Annotated in this window: 24 protein-coding genes; 11 read left to right on the forward strand and 13 right to left on the reverse strand. The window is 70.9% G+C overall.

The window, feature by feature from the left end:
- Positions 1 to 96: 96 nt before the first annotated feature.
- The gene (locus AB0M73_RS22765; protein ID WP_363893491.1) at positions 97 to 1,062 is read right to left on the reverse strand and encodes a zinc-binding dehydrogenase; all 966 of its coding nucleotides are present in this window, start codon (positions 1,060 to 1,062) and stop codon (positions 97 to 99) included.
- A gap of 291 nt (positions 1,063 to 1,353) precedes the next feature.
- On the opposite strand from AB0M73_RS22765, the gene AB0M73_RS22770 reads away from it, so the two are divergent.
- Positions 1,354 to 1,896, forward strand: a complete 543-nt coding sequence (locus tag AB0M73_RS22770; protein WP_363893494.1) for an AraC family transcriptional regulator — start codon at positions 1,354 to 1,356, stop codon at positions 1,894 to 1,896.
- A 67-nt stretch (positions 1,897 to 1,963) separates the two neighbouring features.
- Here the strand turns inward: AB0M73_RS22770 and AB0M73_RS22775 are convergent, their stop codons facing one another.
- The gene (locus AB0M73_RS22775; protein WP_363893497.1) at positions 1,964 to 3,568 is read right to left on the reverse strand and encodes a long-chain-fatty-acid--CoA ligase; all 1,605 of its coding nucleotides are present in this window, start codon (positions 3,566 to 3,568) and stop codon (positions 1,964 to 1,966) included.
- Positions 3,569 to 3,666: 98 nt separating this feature from the next.
- Here AB0M73_RS22775 and AB0M73_RS22780 point away from each other — a divergent pair, with 98 nt between their 5' ends.
- Together AB0M73_RS22780 and AB0M73_RS22785 are read left to right on the forward strand one after the other, a co-directional pair.
- Positions 3,667 to 3,945: a hypothetical protein gene (locus AB0M73_RS22780; protein ID WP_363893500.1), complete on the forward strand. Its 279-nt coding sequence runs from the start codon at positions 3,667 to 3,669 to the stop codon at positions 3,943 to 3,945.
- 8 nt (positions 3,946 to 3,953) lie between these two features.
- Positions 3,954 to 4,337, forward strand: coding sequence for a helix-turn-helix domain-containing protein (locus tag AB0M73_RS22785; RefSeq protein ID WP_363893503.1), 384 nt, complete (start codon positions 3,954 to 3,956; stop codon positions 4,335 to 4,337).
- Here the strand turns inward: AB0M73_RS22785 and AB0M73_RS22790 are convergent.
- Positions 4,278 to 5,000: an SDR family oxidoreductase gene (locus AB0M73_RS22790; RefSeq protein ID WP_363893506.1), complete on the reverse strand. Its 723-nt coding sequence runs from the start codon at positions 4,998 to 5,000 to the stop codon at positions 4,278 to 4,280. The genes AB0M73_RS22785 and AB0M73_RS22790 overlap by 60 nt on opposite strands.
- 60 nt (positions 5,001 to 5,060) lie before the next feature.
- Here AB0M73_RS22790 and AB0M73_RS22795 point away from each other — a divergent pair, with 60 nt between their 5' ends.
- On the forward strand, positions 5,061 to 5,762 hold the full coding sequence (locus tag AB0M73_RS22795) for an FCD domain-containing protein (protein WP_363893509.1): 702 nt from the start codon (positions 5,061 to 5,063) through the stop codon (positions 5,760 to 5,762).
- An 8-nt stretch (positions 5,763 to 5,770) separates the two neighbouring features.
- Here AB0M73_RS22795 and manD read toward each other — a convergent pair whose 3' ends face one another.
- The 6 genes from manD to AB0M73_RS22825 form a co-directional block, all read right to left on the reverse strand.
- Positions 5,771 to 6,979 carry a D-mannonate dehydratase ManD gene (manD, locus tag AB0M73_RS22800; RefSeq protein WP_363893512.1) on the reverse strand — a complete coding sequence of 403 codons (1,209 nt, stop codon included), beginning with the start codon at positions 6,977 to 6,979 and terminating at the stop codon, positions 5,771 to 5,773.
- A 20-nt stretch (positions 6,980 to 6,999) separates the two neighbouring features.
- Positions 7,000 to 7,842 (reverse strand): acyltransferase domain-containing protein, encoded by an 843-nt coding sequence (locus tag AB0M73_RS22805; protein ID WP_363893515.1) that lies wholly within the window; start codon positions 7,840 to 7,842, stop codon positions 7,000 to 7,002.
- Between the two features lie 70 nt (positions 7,843 to 7,912).
- Positions 7,913 to 9,121 (reverse strand): globin domain-containing protein, encoded by a 1,209-nt coding sequence (locus AB0M73_RS22810; protein ID WP_363893518.1) that lies wholly within the window; start codon positions 9,119 to 9,121, stop codon positions 7,913 to 7,915.
- Positions 9,122 to 9,131: 10 nt separating this feature from the next.
- On the reverse strand, positions 9,132 to 9,551 hold the full coding sequence (locus tag AB0M73_RS22815) for an Rrf2 family transcriptional regulator (protein WP_363893521.1): 420 nt from the start codon (positions 9,549 to 9,551) through the stop codon (positions 9,132 to 9,134).
- A 9-nt stretch (positions 9,552 to 9,560) separates the two neighbouring features.
- The gene (locus tag AB0M73_RS22820) at positions 9,561 to 9,719 is read right to left on the reverse strand and encodes a hypothetical protein (protein ID WP_363893524.1); all 159 of its coding nucleotides are present in this window, start codon (positions 9,717 to 9,719) and stop codon (positions 9,561 to 9,563) included.
- Between the two features lie 69 nt (positions 9,720 to 9,788).
- The gene (locus AB0M73_RS22825) at positions 9,789 to 10,259 is read right to left on the reverse strand and encodes a nitroreductase family deazaflavin-dependent oxidoreductase (protein WP_363893527.1); all 471 of its coding nucleotides are present in this window, start codon (positions 10,257 to 10,259) and stop codon (positions 9,789 to 9,791) included.
- 232 nt (positions 10,260 to 10,491) lie between these two features.
- Here AB0M73_RS22825 and AB0M73_RS22830 point away from each other — a divergent pair, with 232 nt between their 5' ends.
- Genes AB0M73_RS22830 through AB0M73_RS22840 form a run of 3 tightly spaced genes read left to right on the forward strand, consistent with a single transcriptional unit; the run spans position 10,492 to position 13,252 of the window.
- The gene (locus AB0M73_RS22830) at positions 10,492 to 11,487 is read left to right on the forward strand and encodes an aldo/keto reductase (protein ID WP_363893529.1); all 996 of its coding nucleotides are present in this window, start codon (positions 10,492 to 10,494) and stop codon (positions 11,485 to 11,487) included.
- Between the two features lie 6 nt (positions 11,488 to 11,493).
- On the forward strand, positions 11,494 to 12,327 hold the full coding sequence (locus AB0M73_RS22835; RefSeq protein WP_363893532.1) for a helix-turn-helix transcriptional regulator: 834 nt from the start codon (positions 11,494 to 11,496) through the stop codon (positions 12,325 to 12,327).
- Between the two features lie 31 nt (positions 12,328 to 12,358).
- Complete coding sequence (locus AB0M73_RS22840) at positions 12,359 to 13,252, forward strand: SDR family oxidoreductase (protein WP_363893535.1); 894 nt, start codon at positions 12,359 to 12,361, stop codon at positions 13,250 to 13,252.
- 117 nt (positions 13,253 to 13,369) lie between these two features.
- Here the strand turns inward: AB0M73_RS22840 and AB0M73_RS22845 are convergent, their stop codons facing one another.
- A complete protein-coding gene (locus AB0M73_RS22845; protein ID WP_363893538.1) occupies positions 13,370 to 16,549 on the reverse strand; it encodes a DUF4132 domain-containing protein in 3,180 nt (1,059 codons plus the stop codon).
- A 312-nt stretch (positions 16,550 to 16,861) separates the two neighbouring features.
- Between AB0M73_RS22845 and AB0M73_RS22850 the strand changes: the two genes are divergently transcribed.
- Positions 16,862 to 17,020, forward strand: coding sequence for a hypothetical protein (locus tag AB0M73_RS22850; RefSeq protein ID WP_363893541.1), 159 nt, complete (start codon positions 16,862 to 16,864; stop codon positions 17,018 to 17,020).
- 40 nt (positions 17,021 to 17,060) lie between these two features.
- Here the strand turns inward: AB0M73_RS22850 and AB0M73_RS22855 are convergent, their stop codons facing one another.
- Positions 17,061 to 17,591 carry an RICIN domain-containing protein gene (locus tag AB0M73_RS22855; protein ID WP_363893544.1) on the reverse strand — a complete coding sequence of 177 codons (531 nt, stop codon included), beginning with the start codon at positions 17,589 to 17,591 and terminating at the stop codon, positions 17,061 to 17,063.
- Between the two features lie 279 nt (positions 17,592 to 17,870).
- On the opposite strand from AB0M73_RS22855, the gene AB0M73_RS22860 reads away from it, so the two are divergent.
- Entirely contained in the window at positions 17,871 to 18,608 is a 738-nt protein-coding gene (locus AB0M73_RS22860; RefSeq protein ID WP_363893546.1) for a phosphotransferase, read from the forward strand.
- Between the two features lies 1 nt (position 18,609).
- Here the strand turns inward: AB0M73_RS22860 and AB0M73_RS22865 are convergent, their stop codons facing one another.
- On the reverse strand, positions 18,610 to 19,836 hold the full coding sequence (locus AB0M73_RS22865) for a ThuA domain-containing protein (RefSeq protein WP_363893548.1): 1,227 nt from the start codon (positions 19,834 to 19,836) through the stop codon (positions 18,610 to 18,612).
- 142 nt (positions 19,837 to 19,978) lie between these two features.
- Complete coding sequence (locus AB0M73_RS22870; protein WP_363893551.1) at positions 19,979 to 20,920, reverse strand: LysR family transcriptional regulator; 942 nt, start codon at positions 20,918 to 20,920, stop codon at positions 19,979 to 19,981.
- A 104-nt stretch (positions 20,921 to 21,024) separates the two neighbouring features.
- Here AB0M73_RS22870 and AB0M73_RS22875 point away from each other — a divergent pair, with 104 nt between their 5' ends.
- Together AB0M73_RS22875 and AB0M73_RS22880 are read left to right on the forward strand one after the other, a co-directional pair.
- The gene (locus AB0M73_RS22875; protein WP_363893554.1) at positions 21,025 to 21,819 is read left to right on the forward strand and encodes a hypothetical protein; all 795 of its coding nucleotides are present in this window, start codon (positions 21,025 to 21,027) and stop codon (positions 21,817 to 21,819) included.
- An 83-nt stretch (positions 21,820 to 21,902) separates the two neighbouring features.
- Positions 21,903 to 24,143: a tetratricopeptide repeat protein gene (locus AB0M73_RS22880; protein ID WP_363893557.1), complete on the forward strand. Its 2,241-nt coding sequence runs from the start codon at positions 21,903 to 21,905 to the stop codon at positions 24,141 to 24,143.
- Position 24,144: the final 1 nt, after the last annotated feature.

Consider the following 24,144-nt stretch of genomic DNA (forward strand, 5'->3'; position numbering starts at 1 on the left):
ACGGTGGCTCCACACCTACAATCACCACCGCGGCCACACCGCACTCAACGGCCTACCGCCAGCCAGCCGCGTTCCTAACCTCACGAGTCAGTACAACTAGGGCACCAGCACGAGTTTGCCGGCGGCGGCGTTGTCCTCCATGTGCCGGTGGGCCGAGACGATGCTGTCCAGGCCGACGACGCGGTCGATGTTGGGGCGATAGGCGCCGGCCTCGACCTCGTGGATCACTCGCTGCAACACGGCGGTGCCCGCGCTGCCGCGGAGGTTGTCGCTGTGGAAGGCGGTGAGTTTGGTGCCCGACGGGATCATGGCGATCGGTTCGAGATTCGGGATCAGCCAGCCGCTGAGCGAACCCGCCACGCACACCGTCCCGCCGCGACGGACCAGGTGCAGCGAGTCGACCGCCGTGTCCGCCCCGATCAGATCCAGGACGTAGTCCGGGCCTTCGGGCCAGATCGAGCGCACTGTGTCGGTGTCGAGGAGCGCGTGGTGGACGCCGGCGGCGGTGAGCGCGGAGATCTTGTCCGTACGGCGGGTGGTGGCGGCGATTTCGAGGCCGTGACCGGCGGCGATCGATGCGGCCGCCATGCCAACCGACGAGGTGCCGCCGCGGATCAGTAGCCGACCGGCCTTGGCCCCCAACGCATCCAGCGCGCCCCGCGCGGTCAGGTAGGTCTCGGGCAATGCGGCCAGGACGTCCCACGGCAACGTCGTCGTGACCGGCATCAGGAGGTCGTTGGGCAACAACACGTACTCGGCGTAGCCACCGTCGAAGGCCCGACCCATCTCGCCCATCACCGCCGCGACGGAGATTCCCTCCGGCAGCCGCGGATCGGTAGAAGCCGCAACGGTTCCCACGCACTCGATGCCCAGCACGCGCGGGAACACGACGTTCGGCGAGTGCCCCTGGCGGGTCCTCAGCTCGGACCGGTTCAGGCCCGCGCCGCGTACCCGGACCAGGCTCCAGCCCTCCCGGACCGCCGGCACCGGCACCCGCTGGACCTCCAACACCTCCGGGCCACCGGCCCGGACACAGACCACCGCACGCATCGTCGTACCCATGCCTGCACTGTCGTCTCGGGCTGGTCTGGCCGGCCACCGATATAATGCCAAGCTATGCCCATCGGCCGCCAAATCGCGGCGTCGCACGTCTGGCCCTCCGGAGGGGCGCACTTTTGGCCGTCCGGGGGAGCGAGCAGGGCTCAGTCCCATGCCCAGGGACACCTCGTGTACGCGGCCCGTGGCGTGTTGTCGGTGCACACCTCGTGGGGCACCTCGATCGTTCCCGCGAACCGGGTCGCGTGGACCCCGGCTGGGTGCGAACACCACCATCGTGCGCACGGTGACACCGACATGCGGATCGTGTTCCTGCCGCCGTCACTCGCCCGGCTGGTGCCCGACCATCCCGCGGTCTTCACGGCCTCCGACCTCGCCCGCGAAGTCCTGCTCGTCCTCACCGGCCCGCGCAACTACGACCCGGCCACCCGGCCCCTCGACCCCGCCGCCCGCGCCCGGCTCCGTCGGGTGCTCGTCGACGAACTCCACGAGGCACCCGAGCAGCCCTTGCAGCTGCCGGAACCCGTCGACGACCGCCTGCGCGCCGTCGCCCGTCTGCTGCGCGAACACCCGGCGGACAACTCCGCGCTGGCCGAACTCGGGCGGTCCATCGGCGCCAGCGCCCGCACCCTCAGCCGCCTGTTCCACACCGAACTCGGCATGACCTTCTACGAGTGGCGCACCCAGCTGCGCGTCTACCACGCCCTCGTCCTGCTCGCCGACGGCCACGACACCACGCACGTCGCCCACGCCTGCGGCTGGGCCAACCCCAGCCACTTCATCGCCGCCTTCGCCAAGCTCGTCGGCACCACCCCCGGCCGTCACCGCCACCTGAAGTGAAAAATATTCAGTGTGGGAAGGGGGCTTTCCTCCACTCCGAGTAGAGGAAAGCCCCCTTCCAAGCGCATCACCGGGTCAGCGGGGTGAAGTCCAAGGCAGCATCCGGGCGGTGCCAGGTCGGGTCGCCGGCGAAGGCGAGGCCCTGGGCGGACAGCGTGCGCTTCACGACCTTGTAGGTGGCGGTGCGGGGCAGGACAGAGGCGATGCGGACGTAGCGGGGCAGCTGCTTGGGGCCGAGGTCGGGCTGCGCGGCGAGGAACTTGGCGAAGGCGCCGGGATCGAAGGCGACGCCGGGGCGAAGGACCAGGGCGGCCACGACCTGGTCGCCGACCGAGGGGTCGGGCACGCCGTAGACGGCGACCTCGGCGACGTCGGGATGCCGGGCGATGATCCGCTCGATCGGGGCGGTGCCGAGGTTCTCGCCGTCGACCCGGAGCCAGTCGCCGGTGCGGCCGACGAAGTGGCAGTAGCCGTCCCGGTCGACGTAGCCGAGATCGCCGCTGTGATACCAACCGTTGCGCAGCCGGTCCGAGGTCGCCGCGGGATCGCCGTAGTAACCGGCGAACCAGCCGGAGCCGGCGGTGTTGACCAGTTCGCCGATGGCCTGCTCGGGGTTGCGCAGCCGGCCGTCGGAGTCGAATTCGGCTGGTGGGCAAGGGGTTCCGGTGTCCTGGTGGAGGACAACGGTGCCGTCGGTGAGCCGGCCGAGCGCCCCGGGCGGGGTGCCGGGGTCGCGGGCGATGGCCACGCCGCCCTCGGTCGAGCCGAAGCCGTCGACCACGCGGCAGTCGAACCGCTCGGCGAAGCGGGCGATGTCGGCCTCGGCGCCCTCGTTGCCGTAGACGACGCGCAAGGGATTGTCGGCGTCGTCGGAGCGGGCCGGAGTGGCGAGCACGTAGGACAGCGGACGGCCGACGTAGTTGGCGTAGGTGGCGCCGAAGGCGCGCACGTCGCCCAGGAAGCCGGAGGCGGAGAACCGGCGGCGCAGCGCGAGGGTGGCGCCGGCGGCCAGCCCGACCGACCAGCCGGCCATGACGGCGTTGGAGTGGAACATCGGCATCGACAGGTAGACGGTGTCCGATGTGGACAGTCCGAACCGGTCGGCCAGCATCCAGCCGGGGAACGCGATCTTGCCGTGCGTGCAGCGCACCGCCTTGGGGTCGCCGCTGGTGCCGGACGTGAAGATCAGCATCAGCAGGTCGTCGGGGGTGGCGGCCACCGGCTCCAGTGGTGCATTCGCATGCGCGGCAACGATGTCCAGCCAGGCGGGGGAGTGCAGATCGACGATCCGGTCGGGTCCGAAGCCGAGATCCAACCCGGTCAGCAGGTCCGAATGCCGTTCCTCGGTGAGGATCAGTTGGCAGTCGGCCAGCCGCACGTCCCGGGCCAGGGCCTCGCCGCGCCGGGTCGGGTTCAGCCCGACCAGGACGGCCCCGGCGAACGCGGCGCCGGCCAGCGCGAAGGAGAACTCGGGCACGTTGTCGGCGAGAATGCCGATGTGGAAAGGCACTCCGGGCCGCCGCAGCGCGGCGAGGGCCGCCGCGTAGGCGGCCCCGCACCGGATGTGGTCGGCCCAGGACCAGGTGCTGTCCTCGAACCGCAGGCCCGGTCGATCATCCTCCGCCCGGGCCAGCAACAGGTCGGTGACGGTCGGCGTGTCAGGCCCGGGCATGGCGCCGGACCGCGTCGTCGGGGCTCGCCAGCATGCCTCGCACTGTACCGAGAACGGGCCCGGTGTCAGCCCCTCACGAGATCAGCTTGTGAGTGCACGTGTTGCACCGGACGGCGGTCGACGGCCAGGCTCAGCAGATCGGGCCGGGCGTAGTGGCGGCGCATGTCCATCTGGAGCTTGCGCTGGTCGATCAGGGCGAAGTCGAGCTCGGCGACGACCTCGCCCTCTCGCCGTCCCGGATCGGCGAGCCGAGGAGCTGGCCCGACGGCGAGACGATGGCGGTGAAGCAGCCGCCGGAGATCGGGCCGGCCGGGGCCCCGGTGTCCGCCATGATCTGGGCCTGCTGCGCGAGGCGTTCTACGGCACGACCCGGTTAGACGACTTCGTGCGCCGGACCCACAGCACCGACGCGATCGTGTCGTCCCGGCTCAAGCGGTTGACCGAGCTCGGGGTGCTGGCCAAGCAGCCCTACCGCGAGCCGGGAGAGCGCACCCGTTACGAGTACCACCTCACCGACCGCGGCAAGGAGCTGCTGCCGGTCGTGTTCGGGCTGATGCAGTGGGGCAACGCCCATCTGCAGCCGGACGACGGTCCCTTCCAGCTGTCCGACCGCGCCACCGGCGAACCGGTCGTGATCACGGCGGTCACGCCGTCCGGCAAGGTCGTGGAGCTGGACGACCTGGTGGTCAGCGCCAACGGCGACTGGGCTTCAGCGAGCTGTGAACGCGCCGCCGTTGATGTGGATGACCTGCCCGGTCAGATGGCCTGAGTCGGGCCGGGCGAGGAAGAAGATGGTCTCCGCGACCTCGTCCGGGGTGCCGGCCCGCTTGTTGAACGCCGCCGACACCCGGCTGGCGATCCACTCCGGCGTCGCGGTGCCGGCGAAGAACTCGGTGTCCACGGTGACGCCGGGTGCCACGAGGTTGGCGGTGATGCCCCGGGCGCCCAAAGTCCGCGCGGTGTCGACGTTCCACGCCTCCAGCGCCGCCTTCGCCGCGCCGTAGGAGCCCGATCCCAGCTTGGCGGCGATCGACCCGACCGTGACGATGCGGGCGTTGTCGGCCAGCCGCGGCTTGAGCGCCTCGGTGACCAGGACCGTGGTCAGTACGTTGGCCTCGAAGTTGGCGCGCCACGCGTCGGCGATGCCGGCCAGGTCGCCCGGCTCGGCGGCGGGGCGGCGGCGGTCGGTGTTGCCGCCGGCGTTGTTGACCAGCACATCGACGCTGGTCGGCAGCCGGTCGAGCGCGGCCTGGAGCGCGGCCGGGTCGGCGGCGTCGAACGCGACGTGGTCCACGCCCAGCCGCTCGGCGGTGGCCGCCAGCACGTCCGCGCGGCGGCCGGTGATGGTCACGTGATGCCCGGCCTTGGCGAACAGCTCGGCCGCGGCGGCGCCGATCCCGGTGCCGCCGCCGGTGATGAGAACAGAGGTCATGGCCGGAAGTCTCGGTCCCAAATGTTCGAGGTGTCAAGCTATCTTCGAAAATCTGAGATCATGTCGAAGTTGGGTATCCTGTCCGGCGTGGCGACGAGCGCGAAGACCAGGACGGACGAGGTGCACGACCGGCTGCGGGCCGACATCCTCACCGGCCTCTTCGCGCCGGGGGAGCGGCTGAAGTTCACCGTGCTGTGCCAGCGCTACGACGCCAGCGCCGGGCTGACCCGCGAGGTGCTGAGCCGGCTGGCCGAGCAGGGCCTGGTGCAGGCCAGCCCGCAGGTCGGCTTCCAGGTCACGCCGATCTCCGTCGACGACCTGCTAGACCTCACCCGCACGCGGATGGACGTCGAGAGCCTGGCCCTGCGCCGAGGCGTCGAGCGCGACGACATGGCCTGGCGTGCCCGGCTGGTGGCGGCCCACTTCACCCTGGCCAACACGCCCCGCCGGGACCCGGCCGATCCCACCACTGTCACGCCGGAGTGGGACGTCGTCCACGAGGAGTTCCACGACGTGCTGCTGGCCGGCTGCGGCAGCCCGCGCCTCTACGCCATCGCCACCGCGTTGCGCACCAGCGCCCGCCTGTACCGCCGGTGGTCGGAGGCGATCGATTCCTCGGACGCGGCAAGGGATCCGGCCGCGGAGCATGCCGCCATCGCGCAGCACGCCATCGACGGCGACGCCGACGCGGCCGTGGCGGCGCTGGCCGCCCACATCGAGCTGACCACCACGTTGATCGTCGCCTCACGAACCGAGTCGTAGCAGGCGTTTCACCAGTTGTGCATCGTTCCGTCGACCAGCCGGTTCACCGGCAACTGCGCCGGGCGGTACGGATACTGCGCGGCCAGGTCCTCGTCGATGTCCACGCCCAGCCCCGGCTCCTCGCCGGGATGCAGGTAGCCGTCGGCGAACCGGTAGCTGTGCGGGAAAACGGCGTCGGTGGCCGGCGTGTGCCGCATGTACTCCTGGAGCCCGAAGTTCGGGATGCTGAGATCCACGTGCAGCGCGGCGGCCATGCACACCGGCGACAGGTCGGTGGCGCCGTGCGACCCGCTGCGCACGTGGTACAGCGCGGCCAGATCGAAGATCCGCCGCAGGTGGCTGATGCCGCCGGCGTGCACCACCGTCGTCCGGACGTAGTCGATCAGCTGCTCGCTGATCAGCTGCTGGCAGTCCCAGATGCTGTTGAACACCTCGCCGACGGCGATGGGCGTGGTGGTGTGCCGGCGGATCAGCCGGAAGCCCTCCTGGAGCTCGGCCGGCACCGGATCCTCCATCCAGGTCAGCGCGTACGGCTCCAGGCTGCGCCCGAGCCGGGCCGCTTCGATCGGTGTCAGCCGGTGGTGCACGTCGTGCAGCAGCGCGAGGCCGGGCCCGAACTCGGCGCGGACCCGTTCGAACACCGTCGGCACGTGGTTCAGGTAGGCCGGCGTGGACCACACGTTCTCGCTCGGCAGCGCCGCGTCGGCCGGCTCGTAGAACATCTTGTCGCCGCTGACCCCGTAGGTGCTGGCCAGGCCCGGGATTCCGGTCTGCACCCGCACCGCGCGGTAGCCCATGTCCACATACCGTCCGACCTCGGCGAGCACGTCGTCCACGGTCTCGGCGTTGGCATGGCCGTACACCGTGACGCCGTCGCGGCAGCGGCCGCCGAGCAGTTGGTAGACCGGCAGCCCGGCGGCCTTGCCCTTGATGTCCCACAGCGCGGTGTCGACGGCGGCGATGGCCGTCATGGTGACCGGCCCGCGCCGCCAGTACGCGCCCCGGTACAGGAACTGCCAGGTGTCCTCGATCCTGGCGGCGTCGCGCCCGATCAGCACCGGCAGCACGTGCTCGTTCAGGTACGCGGCAACGGCGAGCTCGCGGCCGTTGAGGGTGGCGTCGCCGACACCGGTCAGGCCGTCGTCGGTGACCAGCTTCAGGGTGACGAAGTTCCGGTCGGGGCAGGTGACGACGACCCGTGCTTCGGCGATGCGCATCCGCGACTCCTGGTTCTGTTTCAGGACAAGGGAAGCCAGCCGGAACGCAGCTGCCAGTGCCGGCCGGCCTTCAGGTGGGAGACGATCGCGCGTTGCAGGGTGCTCTGCTGTGGCAGCGAGTCGAGATCGGTGACGACGTCCTTAGGCGCGTTGAACACGAAGTAGAGGACGTCCGCGTCGCTCTCCTCGGCCGGCCCGAACAGCTGGAACCGGCGCTGGAACCGGATGATGTTGGCCTCGGCCGGCAGGTACTCGCCCAGCTGCGGATCCAGCAGCCAGGACCGGCAGATCGCGTGGCGGTAGTGCGGGAAGAACTCCGCGGCTTCCTTCAGCGAAGCGCTGACCAGGGCCGGCGTGAGGGGGCCGTCGGCGGCGATGTGCACGTCCAGCACACGTTGTCCGGCCTCGGGACCGTCGGCCGGCATCGTGGTGGGCTCGAACTGCAGCCGGCCCAGGCGGAACAGGAGGCCGCGGAAGTGCCGGACCAGCCAGTTCTGCTCGTCGAGGCCGCCGACGCCGTGGCCCAGCCGGTAGGACAGGGCCTTGGCGCCGACATCGGCCAAGGTGTCCTGGAGGACGGTGTCCGAGACATCCTGGAGGCGCTTCAGGGCGGTGGGAACGGCCAGCATGAACAGGATCAGGTAGAAGTAGCGGCCGACGGCGTCCGGCGGCAGAACCGGCCAGTCGGCCGGGTACGCGTCGGCGAACAGCTCCTGATGCCGGCGAGCCAACGAAGCCCTCAGCTCGGGGGACTGCTCCATGACCGCCATCGCCTCGACGGCCGGCTCGACGTCGGCCTCCGGCACACCGAGCCGACGCAGCCGCTCCCGTGCCGTCGACGGGGTCGGGAACTCCAAGGTCATCAGGCCGCACCTCCTGCCGACACTGTATTGACACGGCCGGTGCGCACCACTGCGCACCGGCCGTGCCAGGTCAGCCGACGGGAGCCTGGTCGCCGCTGGGCAGGCGGTCCGCGTCGGTGGACCACAGGTCGGCCCCGAACACCTCGAAGTTCACGCGCTCGGCCGGCATTCCCCTACGCAGCAACGAAGCGCGGACGTCACGCATGAACGGCAGCGGGCCGCACAGGTAGGCCGACGCGCCGGCCGGGATGGGGACCTCGTCCGGCCGGACCAGACCCGCGCGGGCGTTCGGGCCGGCCTCGTACTCGTAGTACCTGATGTGCTCGAAGGAATGCAGCCGGGCGCCGTGCCGCACCATGTGCCCGTGCAGCGCGTGCCGGCCTGGTTCGCGCTCGGCGTGCACGGCCACGACCGGGCGCAGCGGCTGCTCCTTCGCGATGTGCTCGATCATCGCCGCCATGGGCGTGATGCCGATGCCGGCGCTGACCAGGAGCACCGGGGTCATGTCGTCATCCAGCGTGAGATCGCCGAACGGCCGGCTCACGGCGACGGTGTCGCCGACGGTCAGCCGATCCGCGATGTGGCCCGACACCAGCCCGTCGGGAGTGCCACGCACCGGGCGGACCGTGATGCGCAGCGCGGAATGCCCCGGGCCATGGGAAATCGTGTACTGACGGGCCTGTCTTCCCGCGCCGGGCAGGTCGACCGCGACGGTGACGTACTGACCGGGTCGGTGCTCGGGCACGCCGCCGGATTCCGGCGCCAGCAACAACGACACCGCGTCGTGCGCCTCGGCGTACTTGCCGACGACCCGCCACGGCTCCAGCGGCTGGGCCGGATCGACGCCCTGCTGTTGGCTCAGGCGGGTTTCGGCGGCGATGAGCCGGACGGCGAACAGCCAGAAGACCTCGTCCCAGGCGGTTTCCACCGCCGGCGTCACCGCCGGCCCCAGGACACGGGCCACCGCCGACAGCAGGTGCCGCCCGACGATGGTGTACTGCTCGGGCCGGATGCCCAGCGAGGCGTGCTTGTGCGCGATGCGCCGCACGACCGGGTCGACGTCCACGCCGTCGAGCAGGCTTTCCGCGTAGGCGATGACCGCGCCGGCCAGGGCCCGCTGCTGGTCGCCGTTGGCCTGGTTGCCGCGGTTGAACAGGTCCAGCAGCGCCGGGTGCTCGGCGAACATGCCGGCGTAGAAGGTGGTGCTGATGTCGACCGCCGCCGCGCGGACGGCAGGCAGCGTCGCGGCCACGATCGTGGCCGATGACGAGGACAGCATCGTCGTACCCCTAGGTGAGTGACAGCAGAGTGGCGCCCGTTGGCGGCGCGATCAGGTCCTGCAGGACCACCTCGTCGAGGGAGGCGAAGAAGGCCTCCTGCGCCGTGCGCAGCGCGCCGCGCAGCCGGCAGGCCGCGCTCAGCGGGCACGGTGGCGACTCGCAGTCGACGACCTCGGCCGTTCCCTCGAAGTCGCGCACGATGCGACCGACGGTGGTCCGCAGGGTGGCGTCGGGCAGCGAGATGCCGCCGCCGCGACCGCGCGTCGTGGTCAGCCAGCCGGGGCGCTGCAGTCGCTGGACGACCTTGGCGACGTGGTTGCGCGGCACGTTGAGGGCCGCGGCGAGCTCGTCGATCGTCAACTGCCGGCGCTGGGCGGCCGCCAACATCAGGATCCGCAGGGCGATGTCGGTGGCTCGGCTGAGGTGCACGCGGCCAGGCTAGCCAAAAGAGGTATCGGTCGTACCTGTTCTGTGCTCGTGATCACCGGGCGGGTCGTCGAGCACACCGGCGACCCGGATGACCTCGGCCACGAACCGGTGGATGCGCTCCTCAACCTCGTCGGGTCGCGGTGCGTCGGTGTTGTCGCGGTCGGCCATCGGGGTCCCTTCGCTGCGGATGCCGCTACGACCGGACGGACCGCCGGGTTGTGACAGTGCCGACGCCCGTTATCGCGGCTCCAACAGGAAAAGCCGGATCTCGCGGTGCCCGGCACGGCTCTTGTACGTGTCGTAGGCCGGCCAGTAGGCCACGACGTCCAGCCACGCCCGCTCCCGCTCGTCGCCGTCGAGCAGCCGCCCGCGCACGGGAACGGTCCGTCCGCCGATGGCCGCCGTCGCGTCCGCGTCGGTGAGGAGGTTGCCGGTCCACGCCGGGTGCTGCTCGCCGCCCCAGTTCGAGCCCACGACCAAGAAACCCTTGCCGTGACGCACGTAGACCAGCGGAACCTGCCGGGCCACCCCGCTCTGCCGGCCGGTGGTGGTCAGCAGCAGCGTGCGCACGCCGAGGGCGGTGCCCACTCCGACCTTGCCGTTGGTGGCGCGCAGCAGGGCCCGGTCCATCGGCGCCAGCACCCGGCCGATGGCGGCGTAGGCCCTGGTCTTGCCGAACCCCTGGAACAGGCGTCGAATTTCGATCACCGGCGAAACGTAGCAGGGCAGCCGCCGGTCGAAGGCCTGCGTCCACCTGCCGCTCGGCTACGACGCGGTTGACCTGCTGGAACAGGGGCCGACAAGCACCCGATCCGGGCCGTGGGCGCCTCGCCCAGCGTCGTCCTCGCAAGACGGGGCTAGGTCGGGCGTTCACCCGTCTCAGACGCCGGCGCACGCTGACCGGGCGGTGGCGAACGGCCGCCGGACAGGAGGTCAGCGGATGGGCATCAGGACGCACCAGGTCGGCAGCCAGGGCTTGACGACGTCGGTCGAAGGCCTGGGCACCATGGGGATGACGGCCATGTACGGCACCCCGAACGACGCCGAGTCGGTCGACACCATCCACCGGGCGATCGAGCTGGGGGTCACCCTGTTCGACACCGCCGACATGTACGGCCCGTTCACGGGCGAGGAGCTGCTCGGGCGCGCGGTCGCCCCGCACCGGGACCGAGTGGTGCTCGCGACCAAGTTCGGCGGGGTCACGCTCGACGAGACCGGCAAGATCGTCGGCGGCCCGAACGGCCGCCCCGACTACGTGCGGCAAGCGGTCGAAGGCTCGTTGCGGCGGCTCGGCACCGATCGCATCGACCTGTGCTACCAGCACCGGGTCGACCCCAACGTTCCGGTGGCCGAGACCTTCGGCGCGCTGGCCGAGCTGGTGGCCGAGGGCAAGGTGCGCTACCTGGGCATCAGCGAGGCTTCGGCCGACACCATCCGTGCCGCTCACGACGCGGCGCCGCTGTCGGCCGTGCAGACCGAATACTCGCTGTTCACCAGGACGGTGGAAGCCAATGGCGTGCTCGACACCGTGCGTGAGCTGGGCATCGGGCTGGTCGCCTACGCCCCGCTCGGCCGAGGATTCCTCACCGGCGAGCTGCGCTCGCTGGAAAGCCTGCCCGAGAACGACTGGCGCCGCACCGCGCCCCGGTTCAGCGGCGAGAACTTCGCCCACAACCTCGTGCTGGCCGACCGGGTGCGGGCGATCGCCGAGCGGCGCGGCGTCACGGCCGGGCAGCTGGCGTTGGCCTGGGTGCTGGCCCAGGGCGTGACGGCGATTCCCGGCACCAAGCGGCGCGCCTACTTGGAGGAGAACGTCGCCGCGGCGACGCTGGCCGTGGACGCCGCGACGGTGGCCGAGCTCGCCGAGGCGATCCCGGCCGGCGAGGTGGCGGGCGAGCGGTACGTGCCAGCGGCGATGCAGGCCATCCAGGAGTAACCGGCCATGAGACACAACGACGTGGGGAGCTTCCTGCGGGCCCGCCGCGAGGCGCTGCGGCCGGCCGACGTCGGGCTGCCGGCCGGCGGCCGCCGCCGCACGCCCGGACTCCGGCGGTCCGAGGTGGCGATGCTGGCCAACGTCTCCGTCGACTACTACGAGCGGCTGGAGCAGTCCCGCAACGCCCACCCGTCCCAGGCCATGCTGGCCGGTCTGGCCCGCGCGCTGCGGCTCTCCGTCGACGAGCGCGACCACCTCTACCGGCTCGCGGGCTTCTCACCGCCGCTCACCGGGGCCACCGGCGGCTATGTCGACCCGGCGCTGATGTTCCTGCTCGACGCGCTGACCACGGTGCCCGCCCACGTCATCGACGACCTCACGACCGTGGTCGCGCAGAACCGGCTCAGCCAGGCCCTGATCGGCTCGTGGCAGATCGGCGACGACCGCGCCGGCAACGTGACCTGGCGGTGGTTCACGGATCCGGCCTCGCGGTCGCTGAACATCGCCGGGGAACACGAGGCGGTCGGGCGGGCCTATGCCGCCGATCTTCGTGCCGCCGCCGCGCGCCGTGGGGCCGACGCCGACCGCCTCGTCACCGACCTGCTGGCCGCCAGCCCGGAGTTCAGCCGGTACTGGGCCGCCATGGCCGTCGAGCCGCTCCGGTCGGCCCGCAAGCAGCTGGTCCACCCGCACGCCGGTCCGCTCGACGTGCAGTGCGACATCGTCCTCAGCAGCGCCACCGGGCACCGCCTGGTGGTCTTCCGTCCGCAGCCGGGCTCGGCCACCGCCGCCCACTTCGAGTTCCTCGACGTGCTGGGCGAGCAGACCTTCGACGCCTGACTCATTTCCCCGTTCGTGTTGGAGAACAACCATGTCCTCTGTCGTCCTGATCACCGGTGCCGCGACCGGCATCGGCAACCTGACCGCCCGCGCCCTCGCTGCCGACGGGCACACCGTCTACGCCAGCATGCGCGACGTCGCCGGGGCTGGCGCCGTCCGCACCCGTGAACTGATCAACCTGGGCCACCGCGAGGGCCAGGAGCTGCGCGTGGTGGAGCTCGATGTTCAGTCCGAATCCTCGATCGACGCGGCCGTCGCCACGATCCTCGGCGAGGCCGGCCGGCTCGACACCGTCGTGCACAACGCCGGGCACCTCTCCGTCGGCTATGCGGAAGCCTTTACGCCCGAAGACATCGAGCACCTGTTCGACATCAACGTGCTCGGCGTCCAGCGGGTCAACCGCGCGGTCCTCCCGCACATGCGGGCCCGTGGTTCGGGCACGCTGCTCTACGTCGGCAGCACCACTTCCGTTGTGGCGCCGCCGTTCCTGGGTCCCTACGCGGCCTCGAAGGTCGCCGCCGACTCTCTGGCCGTGACCACCGCCTACGAGGTCGGCCAGTTCGGCATCGAGACCTGCGTCGTGATGCCCGGACCGTTCACCGTCGGCACCGAGCACTTCGCCCAGGCCGGCCATGCCGGCGACGAGGAACGGAACCGGGCCTACACCAAGCTGGACCCGTTGGTGGCGCGCTACGGCGAAGCCACCGAGTCCCTGTTCCCGGCCGGCGTCGACGCCCACCCCCGCGCCGTCGCCGCCGAGATTGCCCGCATCCTCGCCCTGCCCGCCGGCACCCGCCCGCACCGCGCCGTCGTCGACTTCACCGACGCCGGCGTGGAGGCGGTGAACGAGGTGATGTTCGAGGCGCAGCAACGCTTTGTCACCCGCATGGGCTTCGGCGAACTGCTCAGGGTGTCGACGCCGTGAGGAACTCCTCCTTGATCTCCTTGATCTCCAGCCGAGGACGGCGACGATCAGCGGCACCGGGAACAGCCACATCTTGTATATTCGGCGGGCCCGCGGATCCTCATGAGCGAACCGGTCTCACTTCTCGGTCAGGCCCTCCAGATCGGCCAGCAGCTCGGACATGGTCACCGGGTCCAGGTCGGCGAACTCCCGGCCGTCGATCGAAATCCCGTCGATGACATGGAAGTACTCGCCGGCCAGCTGCACGACACCCGGACCGAAGTCGACGACGACGGCCCCGCCCGCCGGCAACGGGAGCACGGCTCGCGCGCCTTCCCGGTCCCATCCCTGGTACTGCAAGGCTTCCACCTTCGAGATCGACGCGTGCGCGCCGACGAACTTGCTGAACGTCGCATCCCCGACATAACGGAACACGGGGTAGTTCAGCTGGTGGAAGGGTTGCAGGATCTCGTAATCGGCGAACACCTCGCCCCACTGCGGCTCCAGCAGCGCGGGATGGGCCACCCGCACGGTGGCGCCGGGCGGCAGCGTCACCTGGTCGTCGTTGACGTCGGCGAAGGTGCGGTCCTCGGCCAGCCGGAACGTGGTGTCCCCGCCCAGCCACACCAGCCGCCGCGCGATGTGCCACACCAGCGGGTGGTGCACGAACAGCTGCTGGAACGTCTCCAGCGTCCAGCTGCGCTGGTGGCGCATGGCCGACCGCAGCCGCTTGATCAGCGCGCCGGACACCGTGCGGACATCCTTGGTGAGGCCGGCATGCTGGGCCCGAGCCTGTGCCGCCTGGGTTTCGTCGTCGCTCGCCAACGGCTTGGGCAGCGACTTGAGCACCTTGCCGTCGGCGGCCAGCACGAACGGCTTGAGCTGGTGGTCGAAGCCCACGGTGAACTGGCGCGGCCCGTAGTCCAACGTCATCGTGCCGGCCTCGTCCAGCCCGAAATCGGGGACGAGGCGGTCGGCCAGCTCGTCGGCGCTCAGGCCGCGGTCGGCGGCCACCTCGTTGAGCTTGCGCAGGGCGAGCTTCTTGCGCTTGGCGTACTGGCCGCTGCGTGAAAGGCCCTGGAGGTGGACCAACGCCATGTCGGTTCCGATGCGCGCCAACACCTCCACGCCGCGAACCGCGCGGGCGTACCCGTCCGTGCCGGACCACGCCATGATCAACGGCGTCAGCACCCGCGCCCCGTCGTCACCGCCGTGCAGGGCCAGCGCCGTCATCGCCCACGTGTCCTCGATCGGCATGCCGACGAAGACCCAGCGCCGGAACGTCTCCACCACGAAGGCCGACAGCGAGGCCGGATCGCAGATCTCGCCGACCACGTCAAGGCCGGCGTACGGCTGATCCACAGTGGACAGCGCGTACATCGTCAGCACGTGCTTCGTCGCCTCGGCCGGCAAAGCGAGCCCGCCGTCGGCGAGCAGGATCTGCGGCAGCAGCGCCGGATCGGCCCACGGGCCCGGCGTCGGCACCGTCTTCGGCACGATGTCGATCGGGTCGACGGCCAGGATCGCTTCGACCGCCGCCGTCACCTCGCCGCCGTAACTCCGCGCCGCCGCAAGGACAATCTCGGGCTCCAGCGCCCGCAACGCCGCCTCGGCGTTCCGTCGCGTCACCCCGGCCTTGCCCACCGCATCCGGCACCACCAGCGCGACGGCGGGCACACCGTGCAGCGCGAACCACCGCAGGGCGACCGGCCGCAACGTGCGCGCGGTGGCCACCCACTTCGCCATCACCCTTGCCAGATCCTCGTGCAGGAGCGGGAAAAGCACGTCCACGCAGTCCGACTTGTACCGGAGGATGCCGAGCAGCTGGGGGAGCGCCTCCGTGCCGAAGCGGGCGACCATCGCGCGGAGCTCGTCGTCCCCGATGCGCCAGAACACGGTGGGCTGCCACCGTTCGAGGAACGGTCGGGCCAGTTCCACCGGCCCCATGCTCAGCATGGTCAGCATCAGCCGGCTGTCGCTGTCGTGCCGGCTGTCGCTGTCGTGACCGTGCAGCTCGGTGGCGATGGCCGCCCAGCCCTCCGCGTCCCGGTCGGCGAAGTGCTCCCAGCGCCAGTTGTTCTTGGGGTTCAACCACTCCTCGCGTTGGCCGGGTTGCCAGGCCACGGTCGGCGCGACGGTGGGCGTGAGGCCGGCGATGACCTTGGGCTTGACCGTCTTTCGCCTGGCTCGGGTCCATGGCGGCTCGACCAGCAGCGAAGGCAGGCCAGCGTCGTCGGCTTCGGCGACCCGCACCTGCGCGCCCACGATCTCGGCGACGAGGTCGGGACGGGCCAGCCGCTGCTCCGCGAGGAACTGCTTCGCGTTGACAGCCGTGCTCGACGGCCGGGCCGCGATCGCCGCCAGCCGCGTGATCGAGTTGGCCGGGAACCGGTCGATGGCCTCGCCGATCAGGGCGCGGTACTCCGGCTTGAAGCGGGTCAGCAACGCCTGGAACGCCTGATCGGTGTCCACGGCGGCGAGGACGTCCAGGACCGCGCGGTTTCCCGTGTCGTACAGGGATTCGTCGAACGACTTGACGAGCAGGGGCACGGCTTCGGCCCCGATCTGGTCGACGAGTGTCCACACGGCACCGGCATCCCACAGTCCTCGCCGGTCGTGTGCGGCGAACCGGTCGTCCCGCAGCACACGCTCGAATTGGTCGATGGTGGCCAGCGAACACAGCAGGAAGGTCGCGCGCGGGGTGTGGGCGCTGAAACGGTCGTCGATGGCCTCGTCGAGGCTCTGCTGCACCCAGTCCTCGCGGTGCGGCATCAGGTACGTGACGATCAGCCGGGACCCGATCGTGGCGCGGCACTCGGCCAGGGCCTGCTCCGCTGCCCGATGGTCGTCCTCGCTGACCGCGCTGAGCAGGGCACGCACCCGGTAGATGACGGGTTCGATCCAGTACGCGTTCTGCCGGTCCCACGGCGGCCGCGCCGGGTCGCCGCGCCGCAGCATCTGGTGGCTCATCTCCAGCCCGCCGAGCTCGGCCGCGGCGACCGCCGCGTGCACGATGCCGTGTTCCGCCATCCACATGTCGGCCAGCCCAGGCAAGTTCTCGCCCAGGTGCACCACGGTGGCGACCGCCGCCGACCCGAGCGGAGTCTGCGCCTTCACTGCCGCTACCAGATCGGGTTCGCTGTATGGGGAGGCGAGCACACGGTCGAGCACGGATTGCCTATCCCGCAGCAGTTGCCGGGCCCGCTCGACGGCCGCCGTGTCGACCTCGGCCGACGGGCCGGGTGTGCCGTCGTGCCTGGGGTGCAACAGATGCCGGTAACGCTGGGGAACGATGCTCGGACGGCCGTGATCATGCACCTGCCGCAGTGTAGACACGGCGTGACGCCGCTCAGCTCCCGCGTACGCCGTCCAGGTGATCGAGGGCAGCCTCCACCGGGCGTGCGGACATTCGTGGCGGTCTCGCAGTGACCGGCGCCGACGTGAGGGAGTGCGCACGCCGATGGACTTCGCCGGCGACAAACCGATGCAAGCGGGCGGTCCTGGTCAGGCCGTGCCGTGGAGCATCTGGGAACCGGCCGGCGGTGTGGAGCGGAGTGTCCAGCCCGGTTTGACGAGGGCGTCCAGCGGGTATGGAGGGTCAGGATTCTCTTACGCCCCCGGAGGTGCGTGATGCTTGCTGTGATCGGCCTGCTGCTGGTGATTTGGCTTGTCTGCGCCGTGGTCGGCGCCGTGGTGAAGGGCCTGGTCTGGCTGCTGGTCCTCGGGGCCGTGCTGTTCGTCGTCACGGCTGTGGTGGGCTGGGTCAAGCGGGAGGCGTTGCGCCGCTGACAGAGCGGGGCCGGCCGCGCGCGGCCGGCCCCGGACAGGGTCAGTGGGCGATGATGTCCCAGTACTGCTTCCAGCCGCCGACGCAGTCGGACTGGGCCAGCAGCAGGCCGTCGTCGGTGTTCCAGCCGGGCAGCTCGACGCATTTGCCGCTGTGGGAGTTCACCAGCCAGGCCGAGCCGGTCGCGTTGGGGAACGGGTTGGTCTGGAAGCGCCACTGCTGCCAGGCGTCGGCGGTGAAGCACGACGCCGTCACGATCAGCGCGCCCGCGAAGTCGGCATGGCCGTCCACGCTCAGGCACTTGCCGGTGCGGCTGTTGACCAGCTGGACGGTGCCGTTGGTCTGCAGCACCGGCGACCACAGTTGGTTGGAGACGTTGTTCTTGCACGACCACTGCTGGACGTGCGGGGTGGCGCTGTTCGCCTCCTGATCACGCAGATCCATGCACTTGCCGCTCCACTTGCTCGAGAACTGGTACCAGTCCGTGTCGGCACTGGCGGGCGCGGCCGTCAGGCCGAGCACCAGCGCCACCAATGGCAAGGTGAGCAAACCCAGTCGTCTCAGTCGAGACACCTACGTGGTCCTTTCGCCGGGAACAGCGATGGTTCGCTGCCACAGCAGAGGCTTTCAAGCCCGAACGGCGCGGACCATTCGTAGAACTGCGTATGGCCGCCGCGGTCGGCGCACGCGTGGCGGCGGCGGACGCGGGTCGGACCGTACGAAGCGCGTCGACGGCCACGCGTTGTCGCCGTGGACTTCAGGGATGACCTGCTGGCCGTGCCGGCGCAACCCCTGCGGCACTGAGCGATAAACCGGGCGACGTCGACGGCCATCGCCGCGATACTGGCCGGCGTGACAGAGGTCGAGGTTGTCGTCGCCCATCAGGAGCGTGCGACCCTGCGCGTCGGCGACGTGTTCCTCAAGATCGACGCCGATCAGGCGCGCATCGACGTCGAGGTCGAAGCGATGGCCCTGGCGCCGATCCCGACGCCGGAGGTCCTGTGGCGCACGCCGCCCGTGCTGGCGATCGCCGCCGTGCCCGGCACAGCACTCGGCCGCCTCGGCCAGCCGTTGACGGCGTCGCCGGCGGCGTGGGCAGCGGCCGGCGCCGCCATCCGGAAGCTGCACGACGCACCGCTGCCGCCATGGCCCGGCCGCAGCCATGACGAGATCGCCACGGAGCTCGACGTCGAATGCGCCTGGCTCGTGGGAAACGAAGTCCTTCCCACCGACCTGGTCACCCGCAACCAGCGGATCGCCGAGGCCGCGCTCCGCCCGTGGACGCCGGCGTTCATCCACGGCGACCTCCAGCTCTGCCACGTGTTCGTCGCCGACGACGAGGTCACGGGCGTGATCGACTGGTCCGAGGCGGCCCAGGGCGACGCCCTGTTCGACCTCGCCATCCTGACGCTGGGACACGAGGAGCACCTTGGCGACGTCATCGCCGGCTACGGCGGCGACGTCGACCCTGACGTGATCCGCGCGTGGTGGTCGTTGCGCAGCTTGACGGCCATCCGCTGGCTGGTCGAGCACGGCTTCGACCCGTCGGCGCCCGGCTGCGAGGTCGACGTGCTGAAGGCCCAGCGGTAGATCAGGTCCGGGCGAGGTCGAACGACTGCGTCGGGGAACCGGTGCAGGTGGCCAGGGTCAACGGCGCCGCCCCGGTGGCGGCGGTCAGGCACTTCTGGCCGACCTTGCTCACGATGTGCCACGCGCCGGTCGACTCGAAGACCGCCTGCCACTGCTGATTGTCACTGCCGTCGAAGCGGGTCGCCTGAATGCCGTCGGCGGTCCAGCCCAGGGACCGGCCGCCGTTGTCGATCCGCAGATAAGGGCCGTCCAGCCAGCGGAACCGGAACCGCTGCGCCGCCGAGCTGCCGCAGGCGTCCGTCTGAACCGGGGATCCGTCCACACAGAGGCCGCTGCCCTGGTTCACCACTCGCAGCCACGCGTTCGGGTCGATCTGGTCGGTGGGCGCGTCGGTCGGCGTGCCGCCGCCCAACCAGAGCAGGCCGTCGATGATGAACCGGTCCTGCACCGGGTCCGCGAACGTCGACGACAGCGGCGTGTTCGCCGCGTAGTTCATCGCGTTGTGGCCGAAGTTGGCGTACAGCATCTTGTAGCGCTTGTTCGTCCACAGGATCGGGTAGTAGCCGCTGTACCAGGACTGGGCCGGGTCGGTGCCCACCGGGAAGCTCGACCGGTCGACCGACGCCAGCACCTCGATGTCCGGGTTCTTGCTCAGGTCGAACTGCCAGCTGTACCACTCGCTGACCGCCGCGGTCCACGTCGTCGGCAGCCGCCGCGTGGACGGATGACGTGCGTCCGTGTGCAGGACCGCGGTGGTCGGGGACCAGGTGTTGGCGGCGTACCGCCCGGCGCCCATGAACGTGGTGTTGAACCAGGGCCAGGTGATGTCCTCGTCGTTGTAACCCGAGTAGTGGAAGCCGAAGTACGCGCCGCCGTGCTCCACATAGCGCTGGAAGCCCGCCCGCTGGGCGGGATCCGTGGGAATGTCGTCGAGGAACATCACCACGTCGGCCCGGGACTTGGTGATATCGGTCAGCTGTGACCAGTCTTTCGTCTGCTGGTAGCTGAAGCCGTAGCGCTTCGCCGCCTGGGGGAACCAGATCGCCGACTCGTTGTCGAACGCGATGTGCGCGGCGTCCGGGCGTCCGGTGTAGAAGGCCAGCACCGTGAACGGGTGGGGATGCTGCTGCACGACCACTACCCCCGGTAACAGGGCGAGCAGGGCCAGAACGACCCGCACCAGCTTCGACATCGGACTCCCCAGGCTGGGCGGATCGGACAGCAGCATGATCGCGACTCCGCCGCTCGCCCCGCATCGGCCAAACGACTGACCCGATCACTCCGCTCCGTCACCGCACGCCGTCCTTTGTGGATCGGCCGTTCTCTCTGGAGCCTGGCGCCACTCCAGGGCGGTTCGTCCGGACGGAATGTCAGCTGCCCAGGGTGTCCTGCATCAGCGAGCGTTCCGTCAAGGCGACCGTGCGGGCGAGATCGGCGAAGGCGGCCGCCGCGGGCAGCTGGTAGCGGTCGCGGTGCCAGGCGATGGCGACCACCCGCGGGCTCACCCCGGCGATCGGGACGACCCGCAGCCCCGGACGGTGCGGGTCGACCGACAGCCACGAGATGACGGCGGCGCCAACACCTTCGGCGGCGAGGCCGAGGATGGTGCCGTTGTGGTGGGAGCGAAACACGATCTGGTCCCGCAGCGCGGGATCGCCGAGCCGGTTCTCGATCGCGTGCACGTCACGCATCCGGGCGTAGCTGATCAACGGCTGCGTCGCCAGGTCCCGCAGCGACACCGGACCGCCGTCGCGCCCGAGCGGCGAATCGGGCCGGACGGCGACCACGTACGGATCGGCCAGTAGCTCCATCACCGCGAACGGTCCGTCCGGCAACGGCAGCACCACGAACGTGACGTCCAGTTCGCCGCGCTCGACCTGTTGCAGCAGCCAGCCGTCATCCTCGTTCTCGGTCAGCTCGACCCGCACCGCCGGCCACCGCGCGCGGAACTCCCGCAGCACGCGGGGCAGGATCCGCACGCCCACGCTCTGGTAGCAGCCGACCCGCAGCGTGCCGGACGTCCCGCCGGCCAGTGCGTCCAGGTCGGCCGCCGCACTGGTCAGCCGAGCCCGGATCGCCTCGGCGTGCCGCAGCAGCACCTCGCCGGCCGGCGTGAGCCGCACCGGGCGCGGCCCGCCGGGCCGCTCGACCAGCGGCTGGCCTACCAGCCGTTCGAGCCGGGCGATCTGCTGGCTGACCGCGGACTGGGTGTACCCCAGCTCCTCGGCCGCCCGGCTGAACGACGCATGCCGGCCGACCGCGGCCAGCGCCACCAGGTGGCGCAGCTCGACACCGAGCGGATCCAGTCCCACGACCTCACTCTAGAAGCGCTGCTGATGGACACAAGCACAAACCAGATTTGTGCTGATAACGCGGCGTGGCCAGGCTGGGCACACCCGGAGAGAGGATCCCGACCATGGACCACGCCGACGTTGTCGACCTCGGCCGGTACCCGATCCACGAACTCGACAGCGATCGCGGGCGGCCGCTCGTGTTCGACTGCCGGGCCGAACTCGTCGACACCGGCGTCTGCAACCTGCCCGGCTTCGTCACCGACACGGCGGTGGCCGCGATGGTGGCCCTGGCCGAGCGGATCGCCGACAAGGCGTGGGAAACCGACCGCCCGCACACCGTCTACTTCGAACCGGTCGACGAGTCCGTGCCGGCCGATCACCCTCGCGCGCACCGGGTCCGGTCGGCCAAGAACGGCATCGCCTACGACCACATCCCGGCCGACGCCCCGCTGCGTCGGCTCTACGAGTCCGACGACCTGACGGCGTTCATCGCCGCCGTGCTGGACAAGCCGGTCCTGCACCGCAGCGCCGACCCGCTCGACGCCTTGCAGATCACCACGTTCCGGCCCGGCCAGGAACTCGGCTGGCACTTCGACCGCAGCGAGTTCTCCGTCACCGTCATGTGCCAGCAGGCCGACGCGGGCGGCGACTTCGAGTACGTCCCCGGCCTGCGGTCGGCCGACGACGAGAACCACCCGGGCGTGCGGCGGGTGCTGCTCGGCGACCGCACCGGGATCCGAGTTCTGCCGAGCGCGCCGGGGACCCTGGCCTTCTTCCGCGGTGAGCACGCCCTGCACCGGGTCACCCCGGTCCGCGGCGCCACGCCCCGGATCAACTCGGTCCTGACCTACGGCGAACGCCCCGACATGAAACTCAACCAGCTGACCCAGCAACTGTTCTACGGCCGCACGGCCTGAGCTCGGCTGGTTACGTTTTCCCGCCGCGAGCGATCTATTGCTCCGGGACCGCGGGCAGCGGAGCCGGAGCAGAGGCGGTGTGCGTGGCCGACGACCACGAAGAGGACCGGGACGACACCGTAAACAACCAGATCACCGGGCATGTCGAGGGAAACGTCGTCCAAGCCGGTCACATCGGCGTGGTGAACCTCGGGTCCAAGGTGCCGGTGGCGATGGCCGGACTGCCGGGCGAGGTGGGCTTCACGGACCGGGAGGCCGAACGCGCCGCGCTGGCCGCGCTGCTCGATCCGGCGACCCAAGGGCAGCCGACCGTCGCGACGATCACCGGGCTGGCCGGCGTCGGCAAGACGGCGCTGGCGACGCGCGTGGCGCACGAAGCGGTGGCGGCCGGGTGGTTCCCGGGCGGGGTGCTGGTCATCGACCTGCTCGGCTACGGCCCGGACGGCACTGTCTCGGCGAACGCGGCGCTGCTGGCGATGCTGGTCGGGCTGGGGGTCGAACGACCGCCGGCCGGGCAGGCCGAGCGGGCGATCCTTTACCGCTCACTGCTTTCCGACCTGGCCGGCCGGGGACGGCGCGTGCTGGTGCTGGCCGACAACGTCCTGGACGCGGCGCAGGTCGAGGCACTGCGGCCGGGCAGCCCGGCGCATCGGATGCTGACCACCAGCCGGGACAACCTGCCGGTGCCCGGGGCACGCCGGGTCGAGCTGGGCGTGCTGCGGGATGCCGACGCCGTCGGCCTGGTGGCCCAGGCGCTGGAGGCGGCGCTACCCGGCGACACGCGGGTCGCCGACGAGCCGCGGGAAGCCATCAGGCTGGCGCAGCTGTGTGAGGGCCTGCCGCTCGCGTTGCGGATCGCCACCTACTGGCTCACCGACCAACCCGGGCAGCGCATCGGTCGGTTGGCGCGGACCGTCGGCGCGGCCACGAACCGGCTCGATCCGCTCCACTACAACGATTCGATCGCCGTGGGGGCCGCGTTCGACACGTCCTACCGGCAGCTGCCGTCCGCCCTGTCGCGGCTGTTCCGGCTGCTGTCCTTGCATCCCGGCTCGCACATCGGCCCGGGCGCGATCGCGGCGCTCGCCGACGTGCCGGAGCCGGAGGCTCAGCGGCTGGCGGAGAGGCTGTGCCGAGCGCACCTGATCGAGCCGTCGATCGTGCCCGACAACTACCGATTCCACGACCTGGTTCGCTTTCACGCCAGGCAATGCTGCGAGAACGAGGAACGGCCGGCCGACCGCGCGGAGGCGGTCAACCGGCTGCTGGCGTACTACCGGGCGGCGACCGCGGCCGTGGGCACGCATCTCTATTCCCGGACGCCGGCCGAGCAGAGGTCGTGGCTGTTCGCCGGGCGCGGCGACGCGCTGGCGTGGCTGGAGGGCGAACGCCCGAACCTGATTCCCGTGGTGAGCCTGTCGGCCCGCACCGGGCTCGACAACCTGACCAGCGAGGTCGTGGCGGCGCTGCATCCGTTCTTCGAGCTGCGCAACCATCCGGACGAGTGGATCACCCTGGCCAAGTTCGGCCTGGCCGCGGCGTTGCGCCTCGGCGACCGGACGGCCGAGGCGCAGAGCCTCACCGCCCTGGGCCTGGCCCACCAGGAACTCCGGTGGTTCGCCGAGGCACGCGACTTCCACGGGCGGGTGCTGTCCATCTGCCGGCAGACCGGCGACCGGCTCGGGCTGGCCAAGGCCCTGCACAACTTCGGCGCGGTCGGCTACCACCTCGGGCGGTTCGAGGAGGCCGAGGCCGCGTGGGAGGAGTCCCTGGCCATCGCGACGGAGCGGGAGGATCGCTACCTGATCTCCCGGAGCCTGAACAATCTCGCCTTCCTCGCCGCCGAGCAACGCCGGCACGAGGTGGCCGAGGCCCGCTACCGGCAGGCCCTCATCTGCGCGCATGAGCTGGGCGATCCGCAGGCCGAGGGCGGCGTGCTGACCAATCTCGGCGCTGTCCTCCAGCAGACCGGACGGGCGGCCGAGGCCGTCGATTTGCACCGGCAGGCGCTCGAACTGCTGCTCCAGAGCGGGGACCGGCTGCGCGCCGGCCGCGCCCTGCACAACATGGCGTTGGCGTACCAGGATCTCGGGCGGTGGGGTGACGCCCTGACCTGCCATCTGCGGGCGCTGCCGCTGCGCCGGGAGGTCGGGGACCGGCACGGCGAAGGCCTGACCCTGACCCAGCTCGGGCGGATCCACGCTCGGCAGGGGCGGACGGAGGAAGCCCTTGCCGGGCAGCGACAAGCGCTCGCCGCCTTCGTGCAGACCGGTGCCACCACCGAGGCCGACGAGGTCCGTGGACTGATCGACGAGCTGAGCTAGC

Origin of the sequence: Kutzneria sp. NPDC051319, assembly GCF_040682195.1 — a bacterium.
Lineage (GTDB): Bacteria > Actinomycetota > Actinomycetes > Mycobacteriales > Pseudonocardiaceae > Kutzneria.